The sequence below is a fragment of the Mesorhizobium sp. WSM4887 genome (genome assembly GCF_029625865.1).
Classification (GTDB): Bacteria; Pseudomonadota; Alphaproteobacteria; order Rhizobiales; family Rhizobiaceae; genus Mesorhizobium.
This window is the reverse complement of record NZ_JARTVP010000001.1, coordinates 395,735-422,070: the sequence shown is the minus strand read 5'-3', so window position 1 is coordinate 422,070 and position 26,336 is coordinate 395,735. Positions and strand designations below refer to the sequence as shown.

Annotated in this window: 27 protein-coding genes; 19 read left to right on the top strand and 8 right to left on the bottom strand. The window is 63.1% G+C overall.

All coding sequences use genetic code 11. From position 1 onward, the window contains the following. The first annotated feature begins 153 nt into the window (after window positions 1-153). The 6 genes from P9230_RS02070 to P9230_RS02045 all read left to right on the top strand — a co-directional run bounded on the left by P9230_RS02070 (window position 154) and on the right by P9230_RS02045 (window position 6,233). On the top strand, window positions 154-1,374 hold the full coding sequence (locus P9230_RS02070; protein ID WP_127240809.1) for a glycosyltransferase family 2 protein: 1,221 nt from the start codon (window positions 154-156) through the stop codon (window positions 1,372-1,374). 198 nt (window positions 1,375-1,572) lie between these two features. After that, on the top strand, window positions 1,573-2,148 hold the full coding sequence (locus tag P9230_RS02065; RefSeq protein WP_197504263.1) for a methyltransferase domain-containing protein: 576 nt from the start codon (window positions 1,573-1,575) through the stop codon (window positions 2,146-2,148). Further along, window positions 2,145-2,537, top strand: coding sequence for a GtrA family protein (locus P9230_RS02060; protein ID WP_278117220.1), 393 nt, complete (start codon window positions 2,145-2,147; stop codon window positions 2,535-2,537). Before P9230_RS02065 ends, P9230_RS02060 begins: the two co-directional genes overlap by 4 nt. Continuing rightward, a complete protein-coding gene (locus P9230_RS02055) occupies window positions 2,534-3,202 on the top strand; it encodes a class I SAM-dependent methyltransferase (RefSeq protein ID WP_067000248.1) in 669 nt (222 codons plus the stop codon). Before P9230_RS02060 ends, P9230_RS02055 begins: the two co-directional genes overlap by 4 nt. A 12-nt stretch (window positions 3,203-3,214) precedes the next feature. Then, entirely contained in the window at window positions 3,215-4,348 is a 1,134-nt protein-coding gene (locus P9230_RS02050; RefSeq protein ID WP_127240812.1) for a glycosyltransferase family 4 protein, read from the top strand. Between the two features lie 193 nt (window positions 4,349-4,541). Next, the gene (locus tag P9230_RS02045) at window positions 4,542-6,233 is read left to right on the top strand and encodes a hypothetical protein (protein WP_278117218.1); all 1,692 of its coding nucleotides are present in this window, start codon (window positions 4,542-4,544) and stop codon (window positions 6,231-6,233) included. 73 nt (window positions 6,234-6,306) lie between these two features. Here the strand turns inward: P9230_RS02045 and P9230_RS02040 are convergent, their stop codons facing one another. Together P9230_RS02040 and P9230_RS02035 are read right to left on the bottom strand one after the other, a co-directional pair. Then, complete coding sequence (locus tag P9230_RS02040) at window positions 6,307-7,188, bottom strand: DMT family transporter (RefSeq protein ID WP_127240814.1); 882 nt, start codon at window positions 7,186-7,188, stop codon at window positions 6,307-6,309. A gap of 80 nt (window positions 7,189-7,268) precedes the next feature. Further along, on the bottom strand, window positions 7,269-8,069 hold the full coding sequence (locus tag P9230_RS02035) for an IclR family transcriptional regulator (protein WP_278117216.1): 801 nt from the start codon (window positions 8,067-8,069) through the stop codon (window positions 7,269-7,271). Window positions 8,070-8,308: 239 nt separating this feature from the next. On the opposite strand from P9230_RS02035, the gene P9230_RS02030 reads away from it, so the two are divergent. Genes P9230_RS02030 through P9230_RS02015 form a run of 4 tightly spaced genes read left to right on the top strand, consistent with a single transcriptional unit; the run spans window position 8,309 to window position 12,813 of the window. Continuing rightward, a complete protein-coding gene (locus P9230_RS02030; RefSeq protein ID WP_278117213.1) occupies window positions 8,309-9,361 on the top strand; it encodes an ABC transporter substrate-binding protein in 1,053 nt (350 codons plus the stop codon). A 22-nt stretch (window positions 9,362-9,383) separates the two neighbouring features. Beyond that, window positions 9,384-10,883 (top strand): sugar ABC transporter ATP-binding protein, encoded by a 1,500-nt coding sequence (locus P9230_RS02025; protein ID WP_278117211.1) that lies wholly within the window; start codon window positions 9,384-9,386, stop codon window positions 10,881-10,883. Beyond that, entirely contained in the window at window positions 10,880-11,845 is a 966-nt protein-coding gene (locus tag P9230_RS02020; RefSeq protein WP_278117209.1) for an ABC transporter permease, read from the top strand. The genes P9230_RS02025 and P9230_RS02020 overlap by 4 nt, the downstream gene beginning before the upstream one ends. Next, on the top strand, window positions 11,842-12,813 hold the full coding sequence (locus P9230_RS02015; protein WP_278117207.1) for an ABC transporter permease: 972 nt from the start codon (window positions 11,842-11,844) through the stop codon (window positions 12,811-12,813). Before P9230_RS02020 ends, P9230_RS02015 begins: the two co-directional genes overlap by 4 nt. Here P9230_RS02015 and P9230_RS02010 read toward each other — a convergent pair. Then, entirely contained in the window at window positions 12,787-13,731 is a 945-nt protein-coding gene (locus P9230_RS02010) for an amidohydrolase family protein (protein WP_278117205.1), read from the bottom strand. The two genes, P9230_RS02015 and P9230_RS02010, sit on opposite strands and share 27 nt — an antisense overlap. A 68-nt stretch (window positions 13,732-13,799) precedes the next feature. Here P9230_RS02010 and P9230_RS02005 point away from each other — a divergent pair, with 68 nt between their 5' ends. The 5 genes from P9230_RS02005 to P9230_RS01985 all read left to right on the top strand — a co-directional run bounded on the left by P9230_RS02005 (window position 13,800) and on the right by P9230_RS01985 (window position 18,398). Beyond that, window positions 13,800-15,125, top strand: coding sequence for an alanine racemase (locus tag P9230_RS02005; protein WP_127242075.1), 1,326 nt, complete (start codon window positions 13,800-13,802; stop codon window positions 15,123-15,125). Between the two features lie 34 nt (window positions 15,126-15,159). Next, window positions 15,160-15,504, top strand: a complete 345-nt coding sequence (locus tag P9230_RS02000; RefSeq protein WP_067000282.1) for a RidA family protein — start codon at window positions 15,160-15,162, stop codon at window positions 15,502-15,504. Between the two features lie 9 nt (window positions 15,505-15,513). Next, complete coding sequence (locus P9230_RS01995) at window positions 15,514-16,524, top strand: succinylglutamate desuccinylase/aspartoacylase family protein (RefSeq protein ID WP_127242076.1); 1,011 nt, start codon at window positions 15,514-15,516, stop codon at window positions 16,522-16,524. A gap of 36 nt (window positions 16,525-16,560) precedes the next feature. Then, window positions 16,561-17,739, top strand: a complete 1,179-nt coding sequence (locus tag P9230_RS01990) for a hypothetical protein (protein WP_278118315.1) — start codon at window positions 16,561-16,563, stop codon at window positions 17,737-17,739. 155 nt (window positions 17,740-17,894) lie between these two features. Continuing rightward, on the top strand, window positions 17,895-18,398 hold the full coding sequence (locus P9230_RS01985; protein ID WP_127404286.1) for a hypothetical protein: 504 nt from the start codon (window positions 17,895-17,897) through the stop codon (window positions 18,396-18,398). A 28-nt stretch (window positions 18,399-18,426) separates the two neighbouring features. On the opposite strand, the gene P9230_RS01980 is transcribed toward P9230_RS01985, so the two are convergent. After that, a complete protein-coding gene (locus P9230_RS01980) occupies window positions 18,427-19,755 on the bottom strand; it encodes a DNA polymerase IV (RefSeq protein WP_278087424.1) in 1,329 nt (442 codons plus the stop codon). 65 nt (window positions 19,756-19,820) lie between these two features. Here P9230_RS01980 and P9230_RS01975 point away from each other — a divergent pair, with 65 nt between their 5' ends. Both P9230_RS01975 and P9230_RS01970 read left to right on the top strand, forming a co-directional pair. Next, window positions 19,821-20,396, top strand: coding sequence for a GNAT family N-acetyltransferase (locus P9230_RS01975; protein WP_067328128.1), 576 nt, complete (start codon window positions 19,821-19,823; stop codon window positions 20,394-20,396). A 101-nt stretch (window positions 20,397-20,497) separates the two neighbouring features. Further along, the gene (locus P9230_RS01970; RefSeq protein WP_278117201.1) at window positions 20,498-22,081 is read left to right on the top strand and encodes a hypothetical protein; all 1,584 of its coding nucleotides are present in this window, start codon (window positions 20,498-20,500) and stop codon (window positions 22,079-22,081) included. Window positions 22,082-22,090: 9 nt separating this feature from the next. Here P9230_RS01970 and P9230_RS01965 read toward each other — a convergent pair whose 3' ends face one another. Together P9230_RS01965 and P9230_RS01960 are read right to left on the bottom strand one after the other, a co-directional pair. After that, window positions 22,091-22,744 carry a hypothetical protein gene (locus P9230_RS01965; RefSeq protein WP_278117199.1) on the bottom strand — a complete coding sequence of 218 codons (654 nt, stop codon included), beginning with the start codon at window positions 22,742-22,744 and terminating at the stop codon, window positions 22,091-22,093. After that, window positions 22,741-23,040, bottom strand: coding sequence for a DUF3572 domain-containing protein (locus P9230_RS01960; protein ID WP_095826132.1), 300 nt, complete (start codon window positions 23,038-23,040; stop codon window positions 22,741-22,743). Before P9230_RS01960 ends, P9230_RS01965 begins: the two co-directional genes overlap by 4 nt. A gap of 238 nt (window positions 23,041-23,278) precedes the next feature. Here P9230_RS01960 and P9230_RS01955 point away from each other — a divergent pair, with 238 nt between their 5' ends. Further along, window positions 23,279-23,650, top strand: coding sequence for a response regulator (locus P9230_RS01955; RefSeq protein ID WP_027166515.1), 372 nt, complete (start codon window positions 23,279-23,281; stop codon window positions 23,648-23,650). A gap of 15 nt (window positions 23,651-23,665) precedes the next feature. Further along, a complete protein-coding gene (locus tag P9230_RS01950; RefSeq protein WP_095802204.1) occupies window positions 23,666-25,039 on the top strand; it encodes a PleD family two-component system response regulator in 1,374 nt (457 codons plus the stop codon). Window positions 25,040-25,548: 509 nt separating this feature from the next. Here the strand turns inward: P9230_RS01950 and rpmG are convergent. Together rpmG and P9230_RS01940 are read right to left on the bottom strand one after the other, a co-directional pair. Beyond that, on the bottom strand, window positions 25,549-25,716 hold the full coding sequence (gene rpmG, locus P9230_RS01945) for a 50S ribosomal protein L33 (RefSeq protein ID WP_040995604.1): 168 nt from the start codon (window positions 25,714-25,716) through the stop codon (window positions 25,549-25,551). Window positions 25,717-25,871: 155 nt separating this feature from the next. After that, a complete protein-coding gene (locus P9230_RS01940; RefSeq protein ID WP_278117197.1) occupies window positions 25,872-26,330 on the bottom strand; it encodes a hypothetical protein in 459 nt (152 codons plus the stop codon). Between the last annotated feature and the right edge of the window lie 6 nt (window positions 26,331-26,336).

Genomic DNA, 26,336 nt, shown 5'->3' with positions numbered 1-26,336 from the left:
TCACCCGTACTGGCCAAACCACGTCATTCGCTCAACGACGTATGGTTTTGTATATCTTTGCCTAACTTGTTCTTGCTAATCTTGCAGCTGGGCTGCGGAAATGTTGGGGCCCAAGCTGTAAGCAAGGCTGACGATTGGGCAGGAGCGGGCACGATGGTCGACAAGTCGAATCTCGCGATCGTCGCAACTGATCTCGATGGGCAGCACGCCGATGACGCAGGGGCCCCTCTCGTGTCGGCCATTATCCCTTGCCTGAACGAAGAGCGCACGCTCGGCATCTGCATCCGCAAGGCGCTTGACGTTTTTTCGAAGCGGGGCATTAAGGGCGAGGTCGTCGTCGGGGACAATGGGTCGACCGATCGGTCGGTGGAGATTGCCGAGTCCCTCGGCGCGCGTGTCGTGCACCAGCGGGTCAAGGGATACGGCGCGGCGATCAGCGCGGCGGCTGAAGCTGCACGAGGCAAGTACCTCGTCATGGCGGATGCGGACGATTCCTACGACTGGAGCAGCCTAGGCGACTTCATCGACGCGCTGGAGGGTGGTGCCGAACTGGTGATGGGCGATCGCTTCGCCGGCGGTATCGAGCCCGGCGCCATGCCCCCTCTGCATCGGTATCTTGGCAATCCTGCGCTTTCAACAATTGCCCGCTGGCTTCATCATTCTCCGATACACGATTTTCATTGCGGCATGCGAGGATTCACCCGCGATGCGTTTCGCCAAATGGGCGCGCGCTCGCCTGGCATGGAATTCGCCTCGGAGATGGTCATCAACGCGCATCGCGCGGGCCTGGTGATCCGCGAGGTGCCAATCAAGCTCTATCCGGACAAGCGCGGCCGCCCACCTCACCTGCGTTCGTTCCGCGACGGTTGGCGACATCTGCGGCTGATCGTGGCCCATGCACCCAACACCATGTATCTCATACCGGGAGCGACCTTGCTGGTGTCCGGTATTGCTGGTCTTGCGGTCCTCGCGGCGGGACCTGTCCGGATCGGAGGGTGGTATTTCGGAATTCACTTCGTCGCGCTCTCCGCGATGGCGACGCTGATTGGCCTTTCGGCCATCCTTTTCGGTATGCTGGCCAAGGTGGCGATCGCTATCTATCACCCGGGCCACGGCGGCCGGGTCGTGCCTTGGCTGATGCGCGGCCGCCCGCTGGAATGGCTGGTCTTTTCCGGCGGCATGCTCGCGGTGGCGGGCTTTGTCGCGGACGTATTGCTGGCACTGCATTGGATCTTCATAGGCGGCCCGATGGAGCAATCGGTGCACCTGACCTTCGTGATCACCACCGCCTGCGTGGCCGGGATGTCCATGGTGCTGTCCGGCTTCGTTCTCAAGTTGCTGCTTGATAATCTGGACGATAGGCGTGCGTTCTGAGCGCTTCGACATCGAGCGCCTAGCGCGACGGAAAAAAGATAGAGTCGGCGCCAGCAGGTCGGTGGTGCATTGAAAGCTGGTGGGATGAGGGGAAGCAGGGCGGTTCCGCGGATTTGGGATACGGACTGGCTGGTCTTGCGCGGGCTAGCTCGGCTGTTGCGAAAAGAGGCGAGGGCGCATGTTAGGCCGGGCACACTAATGGTCGATCTCGGCTGTGGTGACATGCCCTATGCTGACATGATGTTCGAAATGAAGATCGACTATCGCGGCGCGGATATCGGCGAGGGCAGCTTCCTGAAAATTGACGAGCAGGGCCGCGTGCCACTAGCAGATGGCATCGCTGGAGCAGTGCTTTCAGTACAGGTCCTGGAGCACGTGCGCGACCTTGACTCGTACTGCGCCGAGATTCGGAGATTGCTGCGCGATGACGGTGTGCTGTTGTTGTCTACTCACGGCAGCTGGCTCTACCACCCTCACCCTGAGGACCATCGTCGTTGGACACGCACCGGACTTGTCGTAGATCTTGCCGATCGCGGCCTCGAAGTCGAAGAGGTGCATGCGATTGCCGGGCCCTTGGCAACCACGACGCTAATCCGCCTTACGGGCTTTGCTTTCTTCCTTCGCCGCCTACCGATCATAGGCGCAATTTTGGCGTCGCTCCTTGCCCTGTTGATGAACCTGCGCGCTCAATTGGAAGATCGTCTAACGCCCGCCCAGATACGCGACGACAATGCCTGCGTTTTCTTGGTCCGCGCTCGGAAGGCAGCGATATGAGCGTGCGCGCGCCCTTCGCCTATATGGTGATCGCCGGCATCTGCATCGCGCTGCACAACGTGGTCATCATCTTGTCTGACAGGGTCGGGATACGTTTGTGGCTGGCCGTACTGTTGTCCTTCTGCGTCGTGGCGGGCACTGGCTATGTGCTTCATAGCGTATTCACCTTTCGGCGACCATTGGCTCCCATAACCTTCGCACGGTACGTCATTGCAATGATCGCCAACATACCATTGGCATTTGTCACCATATGGTTTTGGCATCAGCAGGCCGGCCTGCCGATGGTGTTCGCCTCGCCACTTGCCTCGGTCTGCATGCTGGCGCTGAACTTCCTGCTTGGTCGATGGGCTATCGCCACGCCAAACCGCTGGATGACGGGGGGACCATGACCTTGGCCACGGCAATGGGCCCGATCGATCCGAAGCTTCTGCAGGACATCCTGTCGCGTCACCTCGCCTTTTATCGAAACAAGGCGCCGACTTATCAGGCGGTTATGCTCGATAGTCTACGCGAGCTGTGGGACAAGCAGCATTGCAAATTGCTCGACGTCGGTGGTGGCACTGGGGTGATCGCTCAAGCCATAGCCGAACTCTTTCCGGTGGATGAGGTGCAGACAGTGGACATGGTTGACCGTTTCTGCCCTTCGCTGAGCGTGCTGACCAAGCAGTATGACGGCAAAACCCTGCCTTTCGCGGACCGTAGTTTTGATGCGGCGACACTCAACAATGTAGTACATCACGTTCCAGTCACAGCACGTACGGACTTGCTGCGTGAAATTCGGCGCGTGGTTGATGGTCCGCTTTACATAAAGGATCACGAAAGCTGCGGAAGGCTGGACGACCTGCGCCTCACCGCAATGGATGCGATAGGCAATATCCCATTTGGCGGAATGATCTGGGCGCGCTACTTGAAGCGGGCAGAATGGGGGAAGTTAGCAACCGAAAGTGGCTACCGCATTGCTCGTCGCGCTGCGCCGAAGCAATATCGAAAAAGCATCCATGAACTGCTGTTTCCCAATCGTCTCGAAGTGACAATGCGCTTCGAGCCCGCTTGATGGGTCGGTCCGATGCGCATTTTGACCGTCAGCCATTTCTATGAAGGTCACGGCGGCGGCATAGAGCGTGTGGCCGGGCATTTGTGCCGACAATTCACGCAACTGGGCGTTCAGGCTGTTTGGGCCGCCAGCGATGCCGATCAGCCGCCGGAAAGCGACGTTGAAGCGGTCCCTCTTGCCTGCGTCGACCCAATCGAGAAGGTCATTGGGCTGCCAATGCCGCTGGCGCGCGTCCGTGCGATTCGCGCGCTGGCCCGCGAAATGCACCGTAGCAATGCGGTCGTAGTGCACGATGCGCTGTACATGACATCGATCCTGGCATTGCTGATGTCGAAGGCTTTCCGCAAGCGCGTGGTGCTGATCCAGCATATCGCCGGCATCCCCTTTTCTTCGCGCATTCTCCGCTCCGTGATGGCACTAGCCAACATCGTCATCACGCGCCCGATGCTCCGAGCCGCTGACGCAGTTGTGTTCATCAGCGACACCGTGCGCCATGATCTTGTGGGCACGCCAGCGCGCATTCCCTTCCAACTGCTGTTCAACGGTGTTGACGGTGCGATTTTTCATCCCGCTTCAGGCCCGCTGCCTGTGCCGGAGGCCCCTGCGGCGATCTCGATCCTCCTGGGTACGCGTCGCATTCTTTTCGTTGGTCGCTACGTCGAGAAGAAAGGACTGTCGGTGCTGCGGGCCTTGGCTGCGTTCCGCCAGGATCTCGCATTTTTGATGGTCGGCAGCGGCCCGATCCACCCCGGCAAATGGGGACTTGCCAATGTTCACGACCTTGGTGTCCAGAGCCCTCAGGCCCTGGCGGACCTTTATCGGGGGGCTGACTTCCTGCTGTTGCCGAGCGTCGGAGAGGGCTTTCCGCTCGTTATTCAAGAGGCAATGGCCTGCGGGCTGCCTGTCGTCTGCGGCGAACCGAGCAACCGTGCCGACCCAGGCGCGGCCAAATGGCTGCGTGGCGTTGCCATCGACCTCACCGATCCCGACGGGTCGGCCAGGCGTTGCGCCGATGCCATCGACAGCCTTGCCCTCACCTCCGAGGAGCGAGCCGCCATGGCTCGTTACGCGTTGGCGCAGTACGACTGGCGCGCAACGGCGCTCGGCGTGCTGACCTTGGCAGGCGGAGGAGTGGCCAAACCTTGACCTACTTCGCCATGGTCGATGCGGTTTCGCGTCCGCATCTGGCCGAAGTTCAGGCGCTTTCGGCCCTGGCCTGTGCTTGAGGCCTTCCAGCAACGAACACCGAACAGGGTTCCAAACGTCTGGGCCGTGTGGCCTAGCCAATTTTCTTAATTAACGTCGCTTAAATCTGAGGTTCATTCCAGGGCGGGATTGAATGCGATCAGAAGCAGGTCTGACTGATTTATTCGGTGCAGGATCGCGCCGCTTAACGATCTTTCTACGCGCTTTGATCGTACTGAAGATCGCGTTGTTGTTCGCCTTGGCTTGGAATTGCCGATTCGTCATGGACGAATTTGGTCAGCTTGGATACGCGAAGCATTTGTTTAATGGGCTGTTCGCCACCGTGCAGCCAAGCAAGGCGGTCGGTTCCACCGCCTTTTACAAGCTGGCTCACCTGATCGGTTGGGATGCCACGTCCATTCTGCTTGTCGGTCGTATGCAGACCGCGTTGCTGGCATGCGCGACCATTGCTTTGGTCTACGCCTGCGCTCGCGCGCTTGGGGAGGATCGGGTTCGTGCCTTGGCCATTGTCCTCGTCCTCTTGTGCTTCTCGAATTTCATGGAGCGCATCTTTCGCACTATCGCCGAACCGCTGGCGGTGTTCTTCGCCGTAGGGGCGCTGCTGGTCGTGCTACGGGCCCGTGAATTGAGGGGATGGCAGCTTGTCGCTGCCGGCGCCTTGAGCGGCCTGTCGTTTCTCGCAACGCAGAAATCAATCTACTTCAACCTTGCGCTAGGCCTTGGCCTGGTCACCGACGCGGCTTTGATGAGACGCTACCTGGCAGGCATGGTCCGCGGGGCATGGCTCGTGCTGGGATGGACTCTGCCTATAATCGCATATTGCTTCATCTTCGGCGGCGCCGACCCTGTTCCCATCGCCAAGAGCTTGGTGTTCGGCCCTCTTGAGGTCGCAACGCGCGGCGGCGGTGACTACGGGGGGCTGAGGCGCTTCGTGGTTCAGACGCTCGCGCGCAATTATGTTCTTTACGTCTTCTGTTTCGCCGGCATGGCTCTGTCTCTGATACAGATCATGAAGCTCGACGAGCGGAGGCGAATTGCGCTGATCTTCTCTGTCGTCATCACGGTGCTGGTCTTCGCGCACGACCAGCCGTGGCCCTACGTGTTCATCATGGCGTTGCCGTTCATGTCGCTATGGTCGTTGACGATGCTCGACGGCCTCGCAGCCCGCGCGCGTTATCTGCGCCTGGCGTGGATAGCCTTGGTCACGGCGATGGCCATAAGCTTCGTTGCCAATATACTTTACTTTCGCTTCGACAATACGGCCCAACTTGAGCTGGTGGCGCGTGCGGAGTCATTGCTTGCACCCGACGAGCGGTACTTCGACGGCATAGGAATGTTGCCCAATCGAATGGAGCCAACAACTTTGTGGCTCGACAAACACTACGTGCTCGCGACCTTGCGGGAAAGCGGGCGTTCCGAGGCTTACAATGTGCTTAGCAAGTCTCGCCCGAAGCTGATCCTGTGGTCCTACCGGATGGACTATATCTATCCGGTAGTCGCGCCCCTGATTTTGAACAGCTATGTCCGTGTGGCGCCAAACCTCAGGATCGCTGGTTTCCGCCTGCAACCCGGTGAGCGGAAGATCTTTGATGTTCCTATTGCTGGAACTTATGCGCTCTACAGCGCCGATGGAACGCCTTTGCGGGGCCGGGTCGAAATCGACGGCACCGTGCTTGATCCGCCATTTCACCTTGCGATCGGGCCAAAGACCGTAACATTACGCAACGGTGCGGGCGAAGCCCTGCTGCTGCCAGCGGGCTCTTACGCCGGACATTTCAAGGCCGGCGGCGACAATGATCTTCTATTTGATGGCGTCTACGATTGAGCGATGAGGCGAGTGATGACGGTCCCGCCGACGCCAGTTCGCAGGCAACCCAACCGGGCGTCTGACCTGGCAGCTAGGAGGTCGCGACTTCGGCAGGCTGAGGCGCCTTGCGCTGCAGGTTGAGCAGATTGCCGGTCAGGATCAGCAAGGCGCCCCCGGCGGTGAAGACATCGATCTGCTCGTTGTAAAGCAGCCATCCGATCAGCGCAGACAGCGGCACGCGCAGGAAGTCCATCGGCGAAATGACGGTCGCATCGGCGTGGCTGAGCGCGCGGGCCATGCAGAAATGGGAGGACATGCCGGTGAAGGCGACCACCAATATCGACGGCCACAGTTCGACTGCCGGGTTGCGCCAGACATAGAGCGCCGGGACGAGGCCGACCACGGACTGAATGATCAGCATCCAGAAGATGATGCGTACGACGCTGTCGGTTCGCGTCAGCGACTTGACCATGACCACCGAGACGCCGAAGCACATTGCGGCTCCCAGCACGACGAGATGCCCGGGATCGACCGAGCCGACGCCGGGACGCACGATTATCACCACGCCGATCAGCCCCAGCACGATTGCCGTCAGCCTGGCCCGCGACAGCCTTTCGCCGAGAAAGCTCACCGCCAGGATCGCCGTCCAGATCGGGGTCGTGAACTCGATCGAGATCAGCACGGCCAGCGGAATCAAGGTCAGCGCATAGAGCCAGGCGGCCTGGCCGGCATAATGGACCACGTTGCGGGCAATGTGGGCGAGCGGGCGCTGGGTGCGCATCGCCCTAAAGCCGCCGCCCATCAGCACCAGCGGCAGCAGGATGAAGAAGCCGATCACCGAGCGCAGCTCCAGCACCTGGAAGACATTGAGCGCGGCCGTCGCGGTACGGCCAGCGACCGACATCGCCAGGAACGAGGCGATCGACAGCGCCATCCAGAGCGCGGCCTTGGTGATCGAGGGAGCGGGTGCCATTGGCGCTATGTCGCAACACCGTCGTTGTGCCGCAACCGGTAGTCGCGGCATTCGACTGGGCCAGACGGCCGCATTCCGGCTCAGCTTCCGGCGAGCGACAGTGCGCGGGCGCGCTCGCGCAGCAGCTCAAGCAACTGGTTGCGACGCGGCTCCGGCGTATCGACCGGCAGCACAAAGCAAAGCGTCGTGTTGATGGCGCCGTGGCTGTCGCGGATGGGAGCCGCCATGCACCAGGTGAAACGGTCGGCGAGCGCCGAGGTCTCGCTGAAGCCCTGCCGGCGAGCCAGGTCGACATCGGCGAAGAACTCGTCGGGAGCAATGACCCGACCGTCGGGGAGTTCGTAGTCGGCGGCAGGAATGAAATCCTTGAGTTCCCTCTCCTGCATATGGCCGACCAGCAGCCGCCCCGACGCCGTCCAGGGGATCGGCACCTCGACGCCGACATCGCTCGAGATGCGGAAAGGGCCAGGAGAATCCCGGCAATCGAGAACGACATACTTGTTGCCGCGCAGACCACAGAGCTGAACGGTCTCACCGGTCTCGGCCGCCATCCTGTCCAGCGTTTCAAGGATGCGGCGATAGTGTGCGTTGTGATGCGAGTACGCCCATCCGAACAAGTGCATCGCCCGCCCGAAATAGACGTAGCCCTCGGACCCGACATTTTCGAGCATCTCGGCTTCGAGCAGGCTGTTGACGATCTCATAGGTCGTCGAACGCGGTGCGTTGATCATCTTTGCGATGTCGCCGACGCGCATCGGCGCGCGATGCTTCAGCAGGGCCTCGAGCAGCATGATGACGCGGTCGATGCCGCGGCGGCGCTCGCCGGGCTGCGGTTGTGCCCCGGCGCCTGCCTCGATCAAACCAGTTGCGCCTTCGCTCATGCCAGCCGCCCAAAAATCATTTTCGGCTCTCGTCTCAAGACGCTTGAAAGATGTCAAGGCTCAGTCTAGCATCCAGTTTGTCCGATATACAGACATTCTGTCTGGAATATCGGACAAACTAACGAGCTGGGCAGAAGAAGTCCAGACGACGAACAAGCGGTTTCCGCGACGCGGCGACCGCGGTGTTTCGCCGTCCCGACTCCGCGCGTCCGGACAAGAGCTACAGAAGGGGAACCGTCATGAAGAAGTCATCGTTTTTCGCATCCGCCAGCGCCTTTTGCCTCGGTCTCGTCCTGGCCGTGGGTGTCGGCTCGCAGGCCGATGCGGCCGCGAAGTGCATCAAGGGCGACCGCAAGGCGCCGTATACGATCGGCTGGGCCAACATCTATTCCGTGCCGACCTGGATGAAGCAGACCCAGGGCACGATCGAAGCCGAGGTCGAGGCGCTCAAGAAGCAGGGGCTGGTCGACAAGCTGGTCGTGACCGACGCCCAGGGCGACGCCAATGTGCAGATCCAGCAGATCCAGTCGATGATCGATTCCAATGTCGACGCCATCATCCTGATCGCCGGTTCCTCGACCGCTCCGGCGCGCGTGATCGCGGATGCCTGCGCCAAGGGCATTGCGATCATCAACTTCGACAGCCTGGTCGATACCGACCAGGTGACGGCCAAGGTCAACACGGATTCCTCGCAGTGGGGCGACCAGGCTGCGAAGTTCCTGATCGACGCCATCGGCGGCAAGGGCAAGATCCTCATCCTCAACGGCCCGGCCGGCGTTTCGGTCAGCGACGATCGCCGCAAGGGCGCCGATGCCGAGCTCAAGGCCCACCCCGACGTGAAAATCCTCGCCGAGACCAACACGCCGTACAATGTCGCGCCGGCCCAGGAAGCCGTCACCAGCTTGCTGTTCGCCAATCCCGAGATCGACGGCATCCTGTCGCTCGGCGGCGCGCTCTCGGCCGGTGCGGTGCTCGCGCTCGACAAGCAGGGCCGCGACCAGGTGCCGATCACCGGCGAGAATGCGCGCCAGTTCCTCGAGCTGTGGAAGCAAAAGGGCCTGAAGAGCTGGGCGACCATGCAGCCGAACTGGCTCGGCGCATTTGCCACCTACACCGCGGTTCAGGCGCTGGAGGGTAAGGACGTGCCGGCCTTCGTCAAGATTCCGCTGCCGGTCATCGACAATTCCAACATCGATCAATACCTCGCCCGGGCGAAAGATTTCCCGGCTGACGGCTACATCTATTCGCCCTACGATGAGGAGCTGTTCAAGAAGCTGCTGGCGCAGAAGTAGGCGAAGGGTCGCAGCATTGACCATGGCTCCGCTCCTTGCCGCGCGGGGGGTGTCGAAGGCGTTCTTCGGCAACCCCGTCCTGCGCGACGTTTCCATCGCTCTCCAGCCGGGCCGCGTGCATGCGCTGCTCGGCGAGAACGGCGCCGGAAAGTCGACCTTGATCAACCTCCTGTCGGGCGCCTTGCGCCCGGACAGCGGGACCATCGAGGTCGATGGGCGTGCCGTGGCACGCATGACGCCAGCGCTCGCGCGACAGGCCGGCATCGCCGTCGTGCAGCAAGAGCTCAGCCTGACGGCCAGCCTTTCGATAGCCGAGAACATCGGCATCGGCGCCTATCCCAAGCGCTTCGGGCTGGTCGACTACAAGGAGCTTGCCGCGCGGGCGAAGGCGGCATGCAAACTCGTCGGCCTCGACGAGCCGTTGTCGACACCGGTTGGGAATCTATCTCTCGGGCGACGGCAGATGGTGGAGATCGCCAAGGCTCTCTATCGCCGGCCGCGCGTGCTCATCCTCGACGAGCCGACCTCGTCGCTCTCGGCGACGGAAACGAAAATCCTCACCGACCTTTTGGGACGGCTGCGTGGAGAAGGCGTCGCCATTCTCTACATCTCGCACCGGCTCAACGAGGTGATGGCGCTCTGCCAGCATGTGACGGTGCTGAAGGACGGCGCCTGCACGGCCGACCGGCCGCTGGAGGGAACCGATGCGACTGGATTGGTGCGCCTGATGGTCGGGCGCGACCCCGGCGATCTCTTTCCGAAATGGCAGCCGTCGATATCGCCCGGCGCCGCCATCTCGGTCCGCGGCTTCTCGGCCGGCCTGATGCACGACGTCGACCTCGACATCGGGACCGGCGAGGTGCTGGGCATAGGCGGCCTGGTCGGTCAGGGGCAGGAGGATCTGCTGCTCGGTCTTTATGGGGCCATCCCGGCGAGGACGGTTTCGGCGACGGTAAACGGCGTGTCGGGCCTGCCGGGTAATGTGCCGAAAGCCAACGCGCTGGGGCTCGCCTATGTGCCAGCCGACCGTAAGCGCGAGGGCCTCCACCTTATTCATCCGATCATCACCAACATGATGTTGCCTACCCTCGCACGACTTCCGTCGTTGAAGCTGCGCAGCCGCAAGGCTGAACGCCAGAAGGGAAGGGATCTCGCCGCCCAGCTTTCCATCAAGGGCGATCTGCAGCGGCCGGCGCAGGCCTTGTCGGGCGGTAATCAGCAGAAGGTCGCGCTGGCGAAGTGGATGCCGCACGATCCGCTGGTGCTGCTGCTCAACGATCCGACGCGTGGCGTCGATGTCGAGACCAAGCGCGAAATCTATCTGATGCTTCGCGCCTTCGCCGCCGCTGGCAAGGCGGTCGTGCTGCTCAGTTCCGATACGCCGGAACTGGTGCATCTATGCGACCGCGTCGCGGTGGTTCGTGAAGGCCGCGTCGTCAGGATGATCGAGCGTGCCGCGCTGAGCGAGGAAGCCATCGTGTCGGCGGCGATGGGTGCAGAGAGGCGGAAGGTGGCGGCATGAGCATCATTCCATCCGCGAGAGCCGACGGCGCGCTCTACTGGCAGGTGCAGGCGCGCCGCAACATCGGCGTTCGCAGCCTCTTCCTGGTGGTGCTGGCGTTTCTCATCGCTTATGCCGTGCTTTTTCCGGGCCTGTTCAGGGTCTCCGGCTTTGCCAAGTTCACCCAGAGCTGGTTCCCGCTGGCGCTGGTGGCGATGGCGCAGGCGATCCTCATGCTCACCGGCGGCATCAGCCTTGCGATCGGCGCGACCGTCAGCCTCGGCGCGGTCATTGCCGCGACCACCATGGGCGGACCGCTGGGCGTCGCCGGCGGCGCGGCCGCCGTGGCGCTTGCCGGGCTCGGCATCGGCGCCGCGACCGGCTTCATCGTGGTCAGGCTGCGCCTGCCGGCGATCGTGGTGACGCTCGCCGGCTCGTTCATCATCGGTGGCGCCGCACTGCTGATCCTGCCGAGGCCTGGCGGCTCCATCCCGGCTTGGCTGTCCGACCTGCTTGCCGGCGACACGCCAGCGGCGTTCGTGCTGCTGGTGGTGGTCGTCCTGCTGTGGAAGCTCTATCTCGCCACGCCGCTTGGATTGAGCCTCTATGCCGCCGGCGAGAATCCGGTCGGGGCTTACCGTTCCGGTGTGCCGGTCGACGCGGCGCGTGTGGCCGCCTATGCGATCAGCGGCCTCTTGTCGACCGGCGCCGGGCTGTTCGTCGCCGCGCAAACGGGCTCTGGCGATCCGGTCATCGGCACCGCCTTCACGCTCAATTCCATTGCCGCTGCCGTGCTTGGCGGCATTGGCTTTCTCGGCGGGCAGGGCACCATGCGAGGCGCGCTCGCCGGCAGCCTGCTGCTCAGCCTGATGATTAGCGTGATGTTCTTCCTCGGCTTCACCCCGGTAGCGCAGTATGTCGCGCAAGGGCTGATCATCATCGGCGCGGTCGCCATCCCGCAATTCCGCAAGGTGCAGCAATGACAGCGTGGACCGAAAGCCCCGGCGGCAGACGCGCCAGGGCGATCCTCACCAGCCGACCGTTCCTCACCCTTGCCATCGTCGTCGCAGTCTGGATTGCGGCGAGCATCGCATCGCGCGGCTTCGGCGCCTACGGACATCTGCGCTACCTGGTAGAACTTGGCGCGGTGATCGGCCTCGTGGCGGCCGGGCAGACCTTCGTGGTGATCGCCGGCGGGATCGATCTCTCGGTGGCAGCGATCGTCACCGTCAGCGCCATCAGCCTGCCGCTGCTGTCATGGCAGGCCGATCCGACCGGCCTTGCCTCCGTGCTCGCGGTGCTTGCGCTGACCACAGCTATCGGCGTGGTCAACGGGTTAGGGGTGGCGCTGCTGCGCGTCCATCCGATGATCATGACGCTGGCCATGGCGACATTCCTGCAGGGTCTGCTGATCATCATTGCCGGCGGCAGTGCCGTCACCGCCGAGAACCCGCTGGTTCATTGGCTTGGCAATGCGCGGCCGGCCGGCATCCCGGCCGGCATCCTGCTGTGGATCGCGGTTTCCATGCTCGTGCTGACGCTGATGCATGCAACGCCTTTCGGCGCCCGCATCTTCGCCATGGGCGCCAATCCGCTTGCGGCTTCGCTGTCGGGCGTGCCGATCATTTCCACGACATTGGCTGTCTACGGCATAAGCGGATTCACGGCGGGGCTCGCGGGCGTGCTGGTGCTCGGCATGAACGGGCAGGGCTATGTCGGGATCGGCGATCCTTATCTGCTCGCCTCGATCGCCGCAGTGGTGCTTGGCGGCACCTCGATCCTCGGCGGGCTCGGCACCTATGCCGGCACCATCCCGGGAGCCATCCTGCTGATGACGATCACTGCGCTGATCACCGTGGTCAATGCATCGCCCGGCTGGCGCAGCATCCTGTTCGGTTCGCTCATCCTCGGGCTCCTGCTGCTCTCAGGCAGGGAGCAAGCCCGGCGATGACCCGGCGTCCAGGCGATAGATGCGAGCGGCGTTGCCAAAGAACAGCGCCGCCTGCTCGTCCCGGGAAAGATCCGCGGTGATCACCTTGAAGCTGTCATATACCTCATTGAACGAGGCGTGCAGGCCGGCGACCGGGAAGTCGGAGCCGAACATGGCGCGCTTCATGCCGAAGCAGTCGATGCAATGCAGAACGATCGGCCGCAGACTTTCGAGCGTCCAGTCATGATCGTAAGCGACCAGGTCGGATATCTTGATGGCGACGTTGTCGCGCTCGGCCAGCAGGCGCAGCCCGTCTCGCCATCTCTGCAAGCCTTCGGGATCACGGTCGATCGGGCTGCCGCAATGGTTGAGGACGAATTGCTGGTCGGGAAAGGCCGCGGCGAGGTGCGCTGCCTCGGCCAGTTGGCGTGGAAACACCATCAGGTCGAAGGAGAGCCCGTACCGGGCGAGCGAGCCAAGGCCGGCGCGCCAGGCGGGATCGTCCATTATGCCGTCGCGAGCGGCGAAGCGCCGGGCGGGATCAGGGTCCCAGCTCAGAATGTCGCGTATGCCGATGACGCGGTCGAACGCGGCCTGCGCCTCGATCAACTCCGCCGCGTTGTGGCTCGCCAACTGCACATGGACGACGTAGCGCGCCGCTACGCCGCCGCACGACTTGTCGAGCGTCTCGAGCCAGCGGGTCTCGCCGACGCTGTCGTCGCTCGCCCAGCCGGCTTCGACATGGACGCTGGCGACGACATTGTGCCGGGCGGCGTCGCGCAGATAATCCTCGGGCAGATAGTTGCGGCGCAAGGCATCAAGCTCGCCGAGGCCGCCGCGTTCGCCGGCAGAGGCGGTCAGCCAGGGATGGCGGCCGAGGCTGAGATCCCAGAGATGGTGATGGGCGTCGATGATGGGTCCGGAGTAGGGATTTGGCACGCGGTTCCCTCAGGCCTTGGCCGGCAATCGGTTGAGCCATTGTTCGGCGACGGAAGGGTTAGCATCGGATGAGCGAGAACACACCGGCCCAATCGCTTGTCGTGCATGAAAATTTCATGCTCGACGATCGTATCCGTGGCGTGCCCCCCGGCACGTCCGGATTGGATTCCAGCCTGGCCGGACAGCAAGGCTGGCATCCGGCCGATGGCCGCATGTCGCTGCCGCTGCTCACCCTTGACGAAGCGGCCTTCGCCTCAAATCGCGACTTGTTCCTGCGTTATGCGCGCGAGCAGGGCGCTGCGGTCGCGCCGCATGCCAAGACGCCGATGGCGCCGGATCTCGCCCATTCGCTGGTCAAGGCCGGTGCCTGGGGCACGACGGTCGCCGATATAAGGCAGGCAACGGTGATGCTGAAGGCGGGTCTCTCGAGACTGATCATTGCCAACGAGGTCGGCGGCGCCGGTGGTGCAGGCCGGCTCGCGAAACTGACTGGCGCGTGGCCGGATGCCGAGCTCTATGTCTTCGCCGACTCGGTCGCGGCCGTGCGGGCACTGGCGGATGCGTGGCGGGCAGCTGCCGATCTCCCGCCGTTGCGTGTCCTGGTCGAGCTCGGCGCGGCGAGGGCCGGCGCACGAACCACGGCCGAGGCCGAAGCAATCGCCGATGCCGTCGCTGCGACCGGCGGACGGCTGCGCATTGCCGGCGTCGGCACCTATGAAGGTGCTGCCGCTCAGCCTGATTCGCTGCGCACCGATGAAGCGGTCTCTGCGCTGCTGGCATCGGTGGGCGACATGTTCCTCAGGCTCCGCGCTCGCCTCGGCGGCGAGGCTCCCCTGGTCGTGACGGCCGGCGGGTCGGTCTTCTTCGACAGGGTGGTGGCGGCGCTTTCGCCGCTGGTCGAACAGGACGGCAAGGCGACGCTGGTGCTGCGCAGCGGTGCCATCTTCTTCCACGACCACGGCGTCTATGACCGATCGCTTGGCGCGGTCGACAGCCGCAGCGGTTTCGAGCTCGGCGGCGCCACCGCCTCGGCGCGCAATTCTTTCCGTCCGGTCCTGCGTGTCTGGGCCGAAGTGCTTTCGCGGCCGGAACCTGATCTCGTCATTTGCGGCATGGGCATGCGCGACGTCTCCTTCGACCAGGGTTTTCCCAAGCCGCTCAGGGTGTATCGTTCGGGCGAGCCGCTGCCGGCTTCACCTGAGAAATCGCAGGTAGTCAAGCTCAACGATCAGCATGCCTTCCTGGCTCTCCAGCCTGGCGACGACATCGCGGTCGGCGACGTCATCGAATTCGGCATTTCGCATCCCTGCACCTGCCTCGACCGCTATCGCGTTATTTTCGGTGTGGATGAGACCGGTCGTGTGGCCCATGCCATTCCGACTTATTTCGGCTGACCAGGCCTCCAAAAAGAACTCGAAAGGATCCGAGATGATCAAATACTTCCAGTCCGGCTCTCGCATGTCGCAGGCGGTGGTGTATGGCGGCATGGTGCATATAGCCGGCCAGGTCGCCAACGACCGCAAGGGGGGCATCGAAGCGCAGACCAGCGATGTTCTGGCCAAAGTCGAGGCGCTGCTGCATGAGGCCGGCAGCAGCAAGTCGAAGCTCGTGGCGGTCAACATCTTCTTGCCACAGATCGGCGATTTCGACGCGATGAACAAGATCTACGATGCCTGGGTGGATCCCGAGCGCCTGCCGGCACGCGCCTGCGTCGAAGCGCGTCTGGCCGACCCGGACCTGCGCATCGAAGTCACCGCCGTCGCGGCCGTCTGAGAGGACAGCATGCATACCGGCCTTGTCCACACGCTCGATTTCGACCGCGAAGGCAAAACGCACGGCTATCTCAGCATTCCGTTCTCGGTCGACCGCTCACCCTATTTCCAGGTCAAGGTACCGATCTGCACCATTCGCAACGGGAAGGGTCCCTCACTGCTGCTGATGGCTGGCAACCACGGCGACGAGTATGAGGGCGAGCTGTCGCTGGCCAAGCTGATCCGCCGGCTCGATCCGGCCGCAATCAGCGGTCGCATCACAATCCTGCCGATGGCGAATACGCCGGCGGTTATGGCCGCCAAGCGCTGCTCGCCGCTGGACGGCGGCAACCTCAACCGCGCGTTCCCGGGCGATCCGACGGGCACGCCGACCAGTCGGCTCGCCCATTTCCTGGAAACGGAACTGTTTCCCCGTCACGATGTCGTCTTCGACATCCATTCGGGCGGCACCTCGATGGAGCATCTGCCGACGGCGCTGGTCGAGCGCAATGCCGATGCCGAGCGCCATCGGCGGGGTGTCGAGCTAATGCGCGCGCTCGGGATGCCGTTCGGCTTCGTCGCAGACAACGGCCAGGCCTCGCCGACCTCGATGGGTGCCGCGCGCCGGGCTGGCGCCATCGGCGTCAGCGGCGAATTCGGCGGCGGCGGAACCGCTACCGTCGATTCGATGACGCTTACCGCTCGCGCGCTCGATCGCCTGATGGTCGAGCTGGGCGTGGTCGCGGCGCCGGTGCTCACATCGGACGCAGAGCCGGCGAAGCCGACGCGGTTGCTTTCGCTGTCGAGGCACAGCCAGGGCATCTACTCGACGCGGCGCGGCTGGTTCGAGCCTGCGGTCCGCCTCGGCGACAGCGTCAGTGCTGGCCAGCTGGCGGGATGGTATCACGATCTCGAACGGCTGGAGCTTGCCGAGGAGGCGATGCGTTTCTCCGAAAGCGGCATCGTGCTGTCGCGCCGGCTGCACACCATGTGCGAGGCGGGCGACTGCCTGATGCAAGTGGCCGAGCCGGTCGAAGGCTGACGCCGGCCCGGAAGGGACGAAGAACCGAGGATGAGCATGCAGCTTTCGATGTGGACCTATCCCTGGGACATTCAGGATCTCGGCCTGGAGACGGTCGAGCGCGATATTGTCCAGCGCGCCGGCCTCAACATGATCAGCCTGGCCACCTCCTATCATGCCGGTCGCTTCCTGCAGCCGCGTAGCCCGCGGCGAAAAGCCTATTTTCCAGAGGATGGCACCATCTATTTCAAGCCGTCAGCGGCGCGATGGGCCGACCTCGCCATCCAGCCCAAGGTCGCGGATGTGATCAGCGAAGGCGGCGACGTGCTTGGCCAACTCGTCCGCCGGCGGGAACAGGGCGGCCCCGGGGTCTCTTGCTGGACGGTGTGCCTGCACAACACCCGCCTCGGCATGCTTCATCCCGAGGCGGTCACTCGCAACGCCTTCGGCGATCCCAACTATTACAATCTCTGTCCCTCGCATCCCGACGCGCGCGCCTATGTCCGGGCGCTGGTTGCGGACATCTCGCACGGCTACAAACCGGACAGGATCGAACTCGAAAGCCCTTCCTTCATGGGATTTGCCCATGAGTACCATCACGAAAAGGACGGCGTCGGCCTGACGCCCGAGGAGGATTTCCTGCTGTCGCTGTGCTTCTGTCCCTCCTGTGTCGATCGCGCAGCCAAAGCCGGGGTCAACGCCGAACCGGCGCGAGCGCTCGTCCGGCAATGGATTGTCGAGACCTGCGAGCGCGCAGTGCCGGAGCGGCGCTTCCCCAGCTTTCCAGCGAGCGGACTCGAGGTTTTCGGGCCATGGCCGGAGCTACACGCCTATCTGGTCTGGCGCTTCGAGCCGGTGACCAGTCTGATCGCCGAGCTGCGCGAGGTGGCGCATCCGGTCACCGAGGTCCTCATCATCGACCTCAAGGAAGGCTGGCTGGGTGGCTGCGATCTGGCGGCTGTCGGCAAGGTCTGCGACGGGGCGATCCTGTGCGCCTATGACATGCAGGCCGAGGATGTCGCAAGCCTGGTGACGGACGGCCGCGCCGCGCTCGGCGCCGGCAAATTTCTCGGCACCGGCTACCGGCTTTTTTACCCGGAAATGGCGGGTCCGCAGTTGCTAGCGGCGAAGGTCAGCCCGGCGCGGAAAACTGATGTCGATGGCATCAATTTCTATAATTACGGGCTGGTGCCGGCAGCGCGGCTGGATTGGGTGAAGGCCGCGCTCTCGGCCTGAGCCGCCGCCGGCTTAAAATACCCTCACGCCAACCGACATTGTTGCAAAACGGTGATATCGGCAGGGGAACCTGCCAAGATCGCTTGCGTTCCTGAGTCTGTTTGCGCCTTCCGAGGCCAGGAGGCGCGTTTCGGCTCCAACGGGGGAGAATTTCGATGAGACCAGTGGTTCCGCTCGTTCTCGCCGGCTGCCTGATGACTGCCGCGAGCGCCTACGCCGACGATGCAGATTTCCTGCGCTCGTTCCAGGGCAGCTTCGCCGGCAACGGCACCTTCAAGGTGAGCGCGAATGCGCCGACGGTGAATATCTCCTGCGACTTCAAATCCGGCGCTACCTCGACCTCGCTGTCGCTCGACGGCAAATGCCGCGGGCTGATCTTGATGACGCGGGAGATCAGCGCGGATCTGAAGGCCACCGGCAGGGGCTATAGCGGCGTCTATATCGGCTCACGTACCGGGCCGGCGCAATTGAACGGCAGCCGCTCGGGCAACGCGCTCAATCTCGGCATCCGTTGGGCAAAGGAGGTCAATGGCGACCGCAAAGCGCAGTTGACCGTCGAAAAGACCGGCAGCGACAGCATGCGGCTGACGGTGACCGACACGGATCCAGAAACTGGCAAGACCATGGTGACGAGCCGGATCGACCTGCAGCGCACCTGATCAAGCCGCCCATGAATGCCAGCCGGTCTCAGTCCTCGAGCGGCTCGGGCGGGTTGGCAGCACGGCCCTTGCCGAAGGTGTAACCGGTCTCGACGGCCTTCCTGCCGAATTTGTCGCGCAGCTCGTCGATCGCGGTTTCGGCCATCGCGCGCTTGCGCGACTGGACGTCGACCAGATCCGGCGGATCGGCCTTCCCGTCGTCGGAAAGATCGCTGACGCCGATGCCGAGCAGGCGGAATTTCGTGCCGTCGGTCTCGCGACGCAACAAATCGAGCCCGGTTTGGAAGATGCGATCGGCCAGCCGTGTCGGATCGCCAAGCTGGCGGTTGCGTGTGCGCAGCTTGAAATCCTGCGTCTTCAGCTTCAGCACCACGGTGCGCCCGGCAATGCCGGATTTCTTCAGCCGCGCCGAGACTTTTTCCGACAGGCCGCGCAGCACCGGCACCAATTCTGCCAGCGAGCCGATGTCGTTGTCGAAGGTGGTTTCGGCCGATACGCTCTTGGCATCGCCGTCGGGGTCGACGCGGCGGTCATCCTCGCCGCGCGAAAGCCGGTAGAGCCGGTCGCCCATGACACCGTAGCGCCGCATCAGCTCGCCGCGCTCCATGCGCTGCAGCTGGGCAATGGTGCGGATGCCGTCGCGCTCGAGCGTCGCGGCCAAGGCCTTGCCGACGCCCCAGATCAGCGTGACCGGCTGCCCGGCGAGAAAGCTTGGCGCTTCCGCTTCGCCGATGACTGAAAAGCCGCGCGGCTTGCGGAAGTCCGACGCGATCTTGGCGAGGAACTTGCAGTAAGAGAGACCGGCGGAAACGGTGATGCCGAGTTCCTTCTCGACGGTCTGTGCGAAGCGGGCCAGCACAAGCGCCGGCGGCATGCCATGCAGCCGCTCGGTACCGGCGAGGTCGAGAAAAGCTTCGTCGATCGACAGCGGCTCGACCAGCGGCGTCAGCGCCTGCATCAGCGCGCGCACCTCGCGGCCGACGCGGACATATTTTTCCATGTTCGGCGGAATCACCACGGCCTCGGGACAGGCCTCGAGCGCCTTGAACATCGGCATCGCCGAGCGCACGCCCTGGATGCGGGCGATGTAGCAGGCAGTGGAGACGACGCCGCGCCTGCCGCCACCGACGATGAGTGGCTTGTCCTTCAGCGCCGGATTGTCCCGCTTTTCGATGGCGGCATAGAAAGCGTCGCAGTCGATGTGAGCGATGTGCAGCCGGTAGAGTTCCGGATGACGGACAAGGCGCGGGCTGCCGCAGCGCTCGCAACGGCGCGTCTCGCTGCGCTGAGAAGCCAGGCAGTCGCGACAGAAGCCGTGTTCGGGATTGTTGACAGGAGCCGCCATCGCTGCGAACATAAAGAGAACAAACGCAATGGTACGACAGTGCAGGGCCTGCAACAAGCTTGGCCTGGGGAGAACGTATGAGCACGACCATAGTACCGCTGAGTCCTGAGCGTTGGACCGATTTCGAGGATCTCTTCGGCAAGCAGGGCGCCTGTTACGGCTGCTGGTGCACGCATTTCCGGCTGACCCCGGCGGAGCGGCGGGCAAGCGACCGCGAGCGCAACAAGGATCACATCAAGGCGCGCATCGAAGCCGGCCCGCCGCCCGGGCTTCTAGCTTTCGAGGACGGCAAGGCCGTCGGCTGGATGCAGGTCGGCCCGCGCGCCGACGTGCCTGAATGGAACAATCAAGGCCGGGGCTCGGCGCCTGTCGATCCCGCGGATGCCCAAGACCCGAACGTCTGGGCGATCTCCTGCTTTTTCATTCGCGCCAAGGCGCGGGGCAGGGGCATCACTCATCGCCTTGTCGACGGCGGCATCGCCTTTGCCCGCGAAAATGGCGCCAGGCTGCTGGAAGCCTGCCCGATCGATCTGTCGCGCGATTCGCGTTCGATCGGGCTGTTCGTCGGCTCGTCGCGCGTGTTCGAGAAGGCCGGGTTCGAGAGGCTTCTGGAGCGCAAGCCCGGCAGGCCGCTGATGCGGCTGGTGCTTTAGCCGCTTGATGATTTGGCTTACAGTCATCGTCTTGCGGCTGTAATGCTTCTTTTCCACCAGAAGACGAAACGATTTGCCTTCCGAGACCGACGGAGACTGACGTGAATTGTGTTTTGCCACTTGTTTTCATTCTTGCTTTCAGCGCGCCGGCCGTTGCGCAGACCGTCGACAGCCAGGGCGCCAAACAGCTTTCGGACAATCTGGCGCGCTATCTCGGCAAGCAGGCGTTCGAGAAGGGCGTGCTCAAGGTCTCGGTCGAAGGCGACGCCTACAAGATCGCAGTGGACGTCAAGGCCCTGGTCAGCGCCCTGCCGGAGCAGAAGCCGTTCAAGATCGACCTCGCGCCCTATGCCTTGATGGTGAAGCCGCGCAGCGATGGATTCTGGGAGGTCACCTCGGATTTTTCCCACACCATGTCCTTCGAATTCAACGGACCCGAAGGCCCGCAAAGCATCCAAGTTTCGGTCAAGGACGGCAAGGGCTCCGCCGTCTACGATCCGAACCTGGCGGCGTTCACCAGCGGCGCCAGCTCGATGGCCGGCATGACGATGACGTCTCGGGAAGCCAAGCAGCAGGCGGACGTCACCGCCGGTGCCGGCACCGCGACGATTGCCGCCACCAAGTCGGCCAATGGCGGCGTCGACTTCAAGGCAACGCAAAAGGTCTCGAGCTTCGTCGAGACTATCAAGATGGACGATCCCAACAGCGGAATGAATTTTCCAGTCACCCTGAAAACGCCCGAACTTTCCGTTGATGCGAATGGCAAGGGCGTACGGACGAAGCCGTTGCTCGACCTTCTTGCCTTTGCCGTCGCCAATGAGGACGAAGGCAAGCTCAAGGCTAACCAGGCGGAGCTCAAATCGCTCCTGTTGGCCGCGCTGCCCGTCTGGGAAAGGATCGACGGCAACTACAGCTTCAAGGATTTCGAGGTGGAGAGCCCTGTCGGCAAATTCGCGGCGAAGCAGTTCAGCACCGCGTTCGCGATGGACGGAATCTCACCGAACGGCAGAGTCGATTACTCGATCAAGGCCTCCGGCCTGACGATCCCGCAGCAAGCGCTGCCCGCCTGGAGCGTCGCGTTGCTGCCGACGGATATCGACCTCAACTTCGGTGGCGCCAATATTGATCTCGATACCATGGCAAGGAAGACGATCGAAGCCTTTGATCTCAATAAGAATCCGTCGCTGCCGGATGCATTCGGCAAGGCTTTGGTCGAGGATTTCAAGGCCAAGAAGCCCAAGATCGTGTTCGGGCACTCGACAGTAAAGAATGGCGGTATCGAAGTCGCCATGGAAGGCGAGGTGTATTTCCCGGATAGCAAGAAAGCCGATGGGAGCGTGACCATCGACGTCGCCGGCTACGACAGGATCGTCGATGCCCTGAAGGAAGCGGCAAAGAGCGATGAGCAAATGGTGCAGGCCTTCCCGTTCGCGCTTGCCGTCAAGGGTTTTGGCAAGACACTGCCTGACGGTCGCCTGGAGTGGGTGATCAACACCAAGGCCGATGGGTCCATCGTCGTCAACGGCGCCATGCTGAAGGGCCCGGATAAAGTCCAGGACGACAGCGCGGGGCAGGACGACAATTCGAGCGGCGATGACGGCGCGAACGGAACGGACAATTCAACCGGCGGGGCCGATTCGGACGGCGGCGACAATGACGGGGCTGGAGCGAAGCTGCAGCCCTGAGCGCCTGAATTATAGCCCGAGCGCGCCCGCAATCCTCGGCGCCGCCTCGCGCCAGTTATCGACCGAGATGATGTCGTCCGGCGTCGGCGGCAGGAAAGCGCGCAGCGAATTGTCGGCCATCAGGTGGAAGAGGTGCGCGTCGACCACAGAGCTGCGCGCCGACAGCAGGTTGGAGGGCTGGTCGTCGACGAAGGCGACGGGCCGGCCCTTGGCGCCGCGCAGCTTGGCGATGGCTGGGCCCTTGGCCATTTCGGTGGTCAGGAGCGGGTAGTTCAGGCCAAGCGCGTCGAGATACGCCCGGCGCACGGCGCGGTGCTTGTGTGGCATCGCGGTCAGGAGCACGATTTCGGCGCGCTGTCCGAGCGACGCCAGCGCCTCCGCGGCGCCGTCGGTGATGCTTTGCCAATCGGCCTGGGCATCGAAGAAATCGCCGAGAAGCGCCGTCACTTCCGCCTGCTCGATCAGCCGGCCGGACGTCGTCTCGGCGATGTTGCCGGTGAGGCGGAAGGAGGCGAGAGTCAGCCCGAAGCCGCGCGACTTCAGGTAGCGCGGGAAGGGACGGATAAATTCGAGCACGACATCATCGACATCGAGCACCAGCAGCGGCCGGTCGTCGGCCGCCAACTCCTCGATCTGGCGCGCGGTTTCGGGATCGTCGCTCATGTCGAGCGCTCATGATCGTCGTTGCCGAGCGGCAGCTCCCGCAAAGCCTTGCCGACGGCAGCCGGTGGCGTGCCCGTTTCCTCGGCAAAGCGCAAAAGCGTCGGCTCGTGGGCGAGGATGAACTGCAGCACGCCGGCAAGGAAGCCCGGCTCCGCGGCAGCGTGGCGGATCGACCGCGCCTCGATGCCGGTTATCGCCAGGAAGCGAGGCAACAGCTCCGGATCGCCGGCGACGAAGCCAAGCGCCCTGACGGCAAGGGTTTCCGCCTCCTCGCGCATTGACGCTGCGTTCGTCATCATTACCTTTTGCCGATGTGCATGTTGAGTCTTTCTTCCGCAGTAATGGCAAGCGTCGCTTGCGGCAAGTCTCAGCCGCTTCAGCCCTGCAGCCGCAAGTGGAATGGGTGTGCTTTTCCAACGGCAGGTTTGCGTTTCGTCAATCATATTGACGTAGGGTACAGGCGGGTTGGGTGCGATCCGGCAAGGACGCATGACGGCGGTCTTCGGCTCAGGGGACCGTCGGGACGGGAAATTGATGGCTAAGAAGGTCATGATCGTCGAGGACAATGAGCTCAACATGAAGCTCTTTCGGGACCTCATCGAAGCCAGCGGTTACGAAACGGTCCGCACGCGCAACGGCCTGGAGGCGCTGGATCTCGCGCGCCAGCACCGGCCGGACCTGATCCTGATGGACATCCAACTGCCCGAGGTTTCTGGCCTGGAAGTGACCAAGTGGCTGAAGGAAGACGACGAACTGCACTCGATCCCGGTCATCGCCGTCACCGCCTTCGCGATGAAGGGCGACGAAGAGCGCATCCGTCAGGGCGGCTGTGAGGCCTATATTTCCAAACCGATCTCGGTGCCGCGCTTCATCGAAACAATCAAATCCTATCTGGGCGATGCCTGAGCCGGAGCCTTTGAGATGACCGCGCGGATCCTCGTCGTCGATGACATCCCCGCCAATGTGCGGCTGCTGGAGGTTCGGCTGCTGGCCGAATATTTCGAGGTGCTGACGGCCGGCAACGGCCCGGATGCGATCGAGACCTGCGAAAACGGCAAGGTCGATGTCGTGCTGCTCGACGTGATGATGCCGGGCATGGACGGCTTCGAGGTCTGCAAGCGGCTGAAGAGCGACCCGGCGACCTCGCATATTCCGGTTGTCATGATCACCGCGCTCGACCAGGTATCGGACCGGGTGCGCGGCCTTGAGGCGGGCGCCGACGATTTCCTCACCAAGCCGGTCAATGATCTGCAACTGATGACGCGGGTGAAGAGTCTGGTCAGGCTGAAGTCGCTGACCGACGAATTGCGGCTGCGCGCCTCGACCACGCGCAACATCGGTATCGAAGAGCTGCTCAGCCGCAACTTCGCGACGGAAGATACCAAGCCCAAGGTGCTTCTGGTGGACGAGCGCAAGTCGTCTATCGAGCGTATCCAGAAGATGCTTCGCGGCAGCGCCGATCTCGACGTCGCCACCGATCCGAATGCCGGATTCTTCCAGGCCGCCGAGACTGCCTATGAATGCGTGCTGATCTCGACGGCCTTCGCCGATTTCGATGCGCTCCGGCTTTGCTCGCAACTGCGCTCGCTCGACCGCACCCGCTTCCTGCCGATCATGCTCTTGGCCGATGAGGGCGAGGAGGGCCGCATCATCCGCGGCCTCGAACTCGGCATCAACGACTATCTGACGCGGCCGATCGATCAGCACGAGCTGACGGCGCGCCTGCGCACGCAGGTGCGGCGCAAGCGCTATAACGATCAACTGCGCGCCAGCGTCACCCAGACCATCGAGATGGCGGTGACCGACGCGCTGACCGGCCTGCACAACCGCCGCTACCTGGACAGCCATCTTGAGACGCTGTTCGACCGCGCCGTGGCGCGGCGGCGGCCGCTCTCGGTGATGATCACCGACCTCGACCGTTTCAAATCCATCAATGACGCGCATGGCCACGACGGCGGCGACGACGTCCTGCGCGAATTCGCCAGGCGGCTGCGCAAGAACGTGCGCGGCATCGATCTCGCCTGCCGCTTCGGCGGCGAGGAGTTCGTCGTGGTCATGCCGGATACCGACGGGCCCATCGCCGAGAAGGTGGCCGAGCGTATCCGCGCCGAGATCGCGCAGGCGCCCTTCGCAATCGGAAGCAGTGGCAAGACGATCGAGGTGACGGTCAGCGTCGGCGTGTCATCGGTGCTGAGGGGAGCCGATACGGTCGCGGGGTTGATGAAGCGAGCCGACCTTGCGCTCTACGAGGCCAAGAGCGGCGGCCGCAACCGGGTTGTCGCCAAGGCCGCCTAATCCATGCCACCCAATGGTGCGCAGCAGTTTTGCCGCATCGACATGGACAAGACCAGAAGACTTAAGCGCGTTGCCTGAAATCGTTGCGCCGTGAAGCGGTTACGCACGGAAGCCCCAATTCCGCGTCAACCCGATAGGGTTAGGAATTTACCTTAATCCAAGCGATTCGGGAGCCGTGGTTAAGAAATGGTTGATTTTCATACGTTCTTGCGCAAATCTGCTTGGCATAGACCGAAGACGAAGCCGGCACGAGGGTAGACTGCCCGGCTCGATCCAAAAAATACCCCATGATGCTCAGGTCCGCCGCATCTCCTGGGTCCGTGGGGTCGGCCGGCCGGCGCTGGCACATAGTGGCCTCCTCGTACCGCTGCCAACCGCCGACCGGCCCCCTTTTTCTCATGCATGATTCAGCGTCAGGCAGCCGCGGGCTTTCTTGCTCGAGCGTCCGCCCGCTGAAAACAAAAACGCCGCCCCAAGGGGCGGCGTTCGGCATTTCAGGATAAACCGGATCACTTGATCTTGGTTTCCTTGAACTCGACGTGCTTCTTGGCAATCGGGTCGTACTTACGGAACGACAGCTTGTCCGTCTTGGTGCGGCTGTTCTTGCTGGTCACGTAGAAGAAACCGGTGTCGGCGGTCGACAGAAGCTTGATCTTGATGTTTGCGGCTTTGGCCATGATGTTCGTCCGTTAATGTTCGTGGAGTTTTGGCCGCTGGAGCACGGGGAAAACACCCGGACGCGGGAAACTTGGCGCGACACATAAAGAACGCGCCCGGAAAGTCAAGTCCAAGCGCCTTCTTGCCCCGTTTTGACGCGGCGGAACTCGCCGCGTCAGGCGTTCTCCCTGACCTGCAGATCGGCCTTCTTCCAGTCGCCGGTGGTGTTCCACCAGCGGTTCAGATTGGTATGGTCGTCGAGTCCCTTGGAACGGCTGGTCAGCAGCGGCTGAATGCGGATCACAGGCTCCTGGTAGGAATGGGCCTGGAATATCGCTTCGGCGACACGGGCGGCGAGCGCCTGATCGTCGGGCAGTTCGAACGACACCTCGACCGTGCCCGGCCGCCTGCGCAACTCGATCTCGGCGCCCGCGGCAGCGCCTTCGAGCGTCCGGTATCGCTCTATGCCTTGCGCCGACTGGTAGGCATTGCCGTCATACTTGCCCATGCGCAGCGGCGTGATCGCCACCACCGCCTCCATGATGCGCTCGACATCGGCTGCCGGCGCCTGGAAGGTGACGAGCAGAAGCAGTTCCATCCTGAGGGATTTGGTTTCAAAGCCGCTGTCGATCATCGCTAT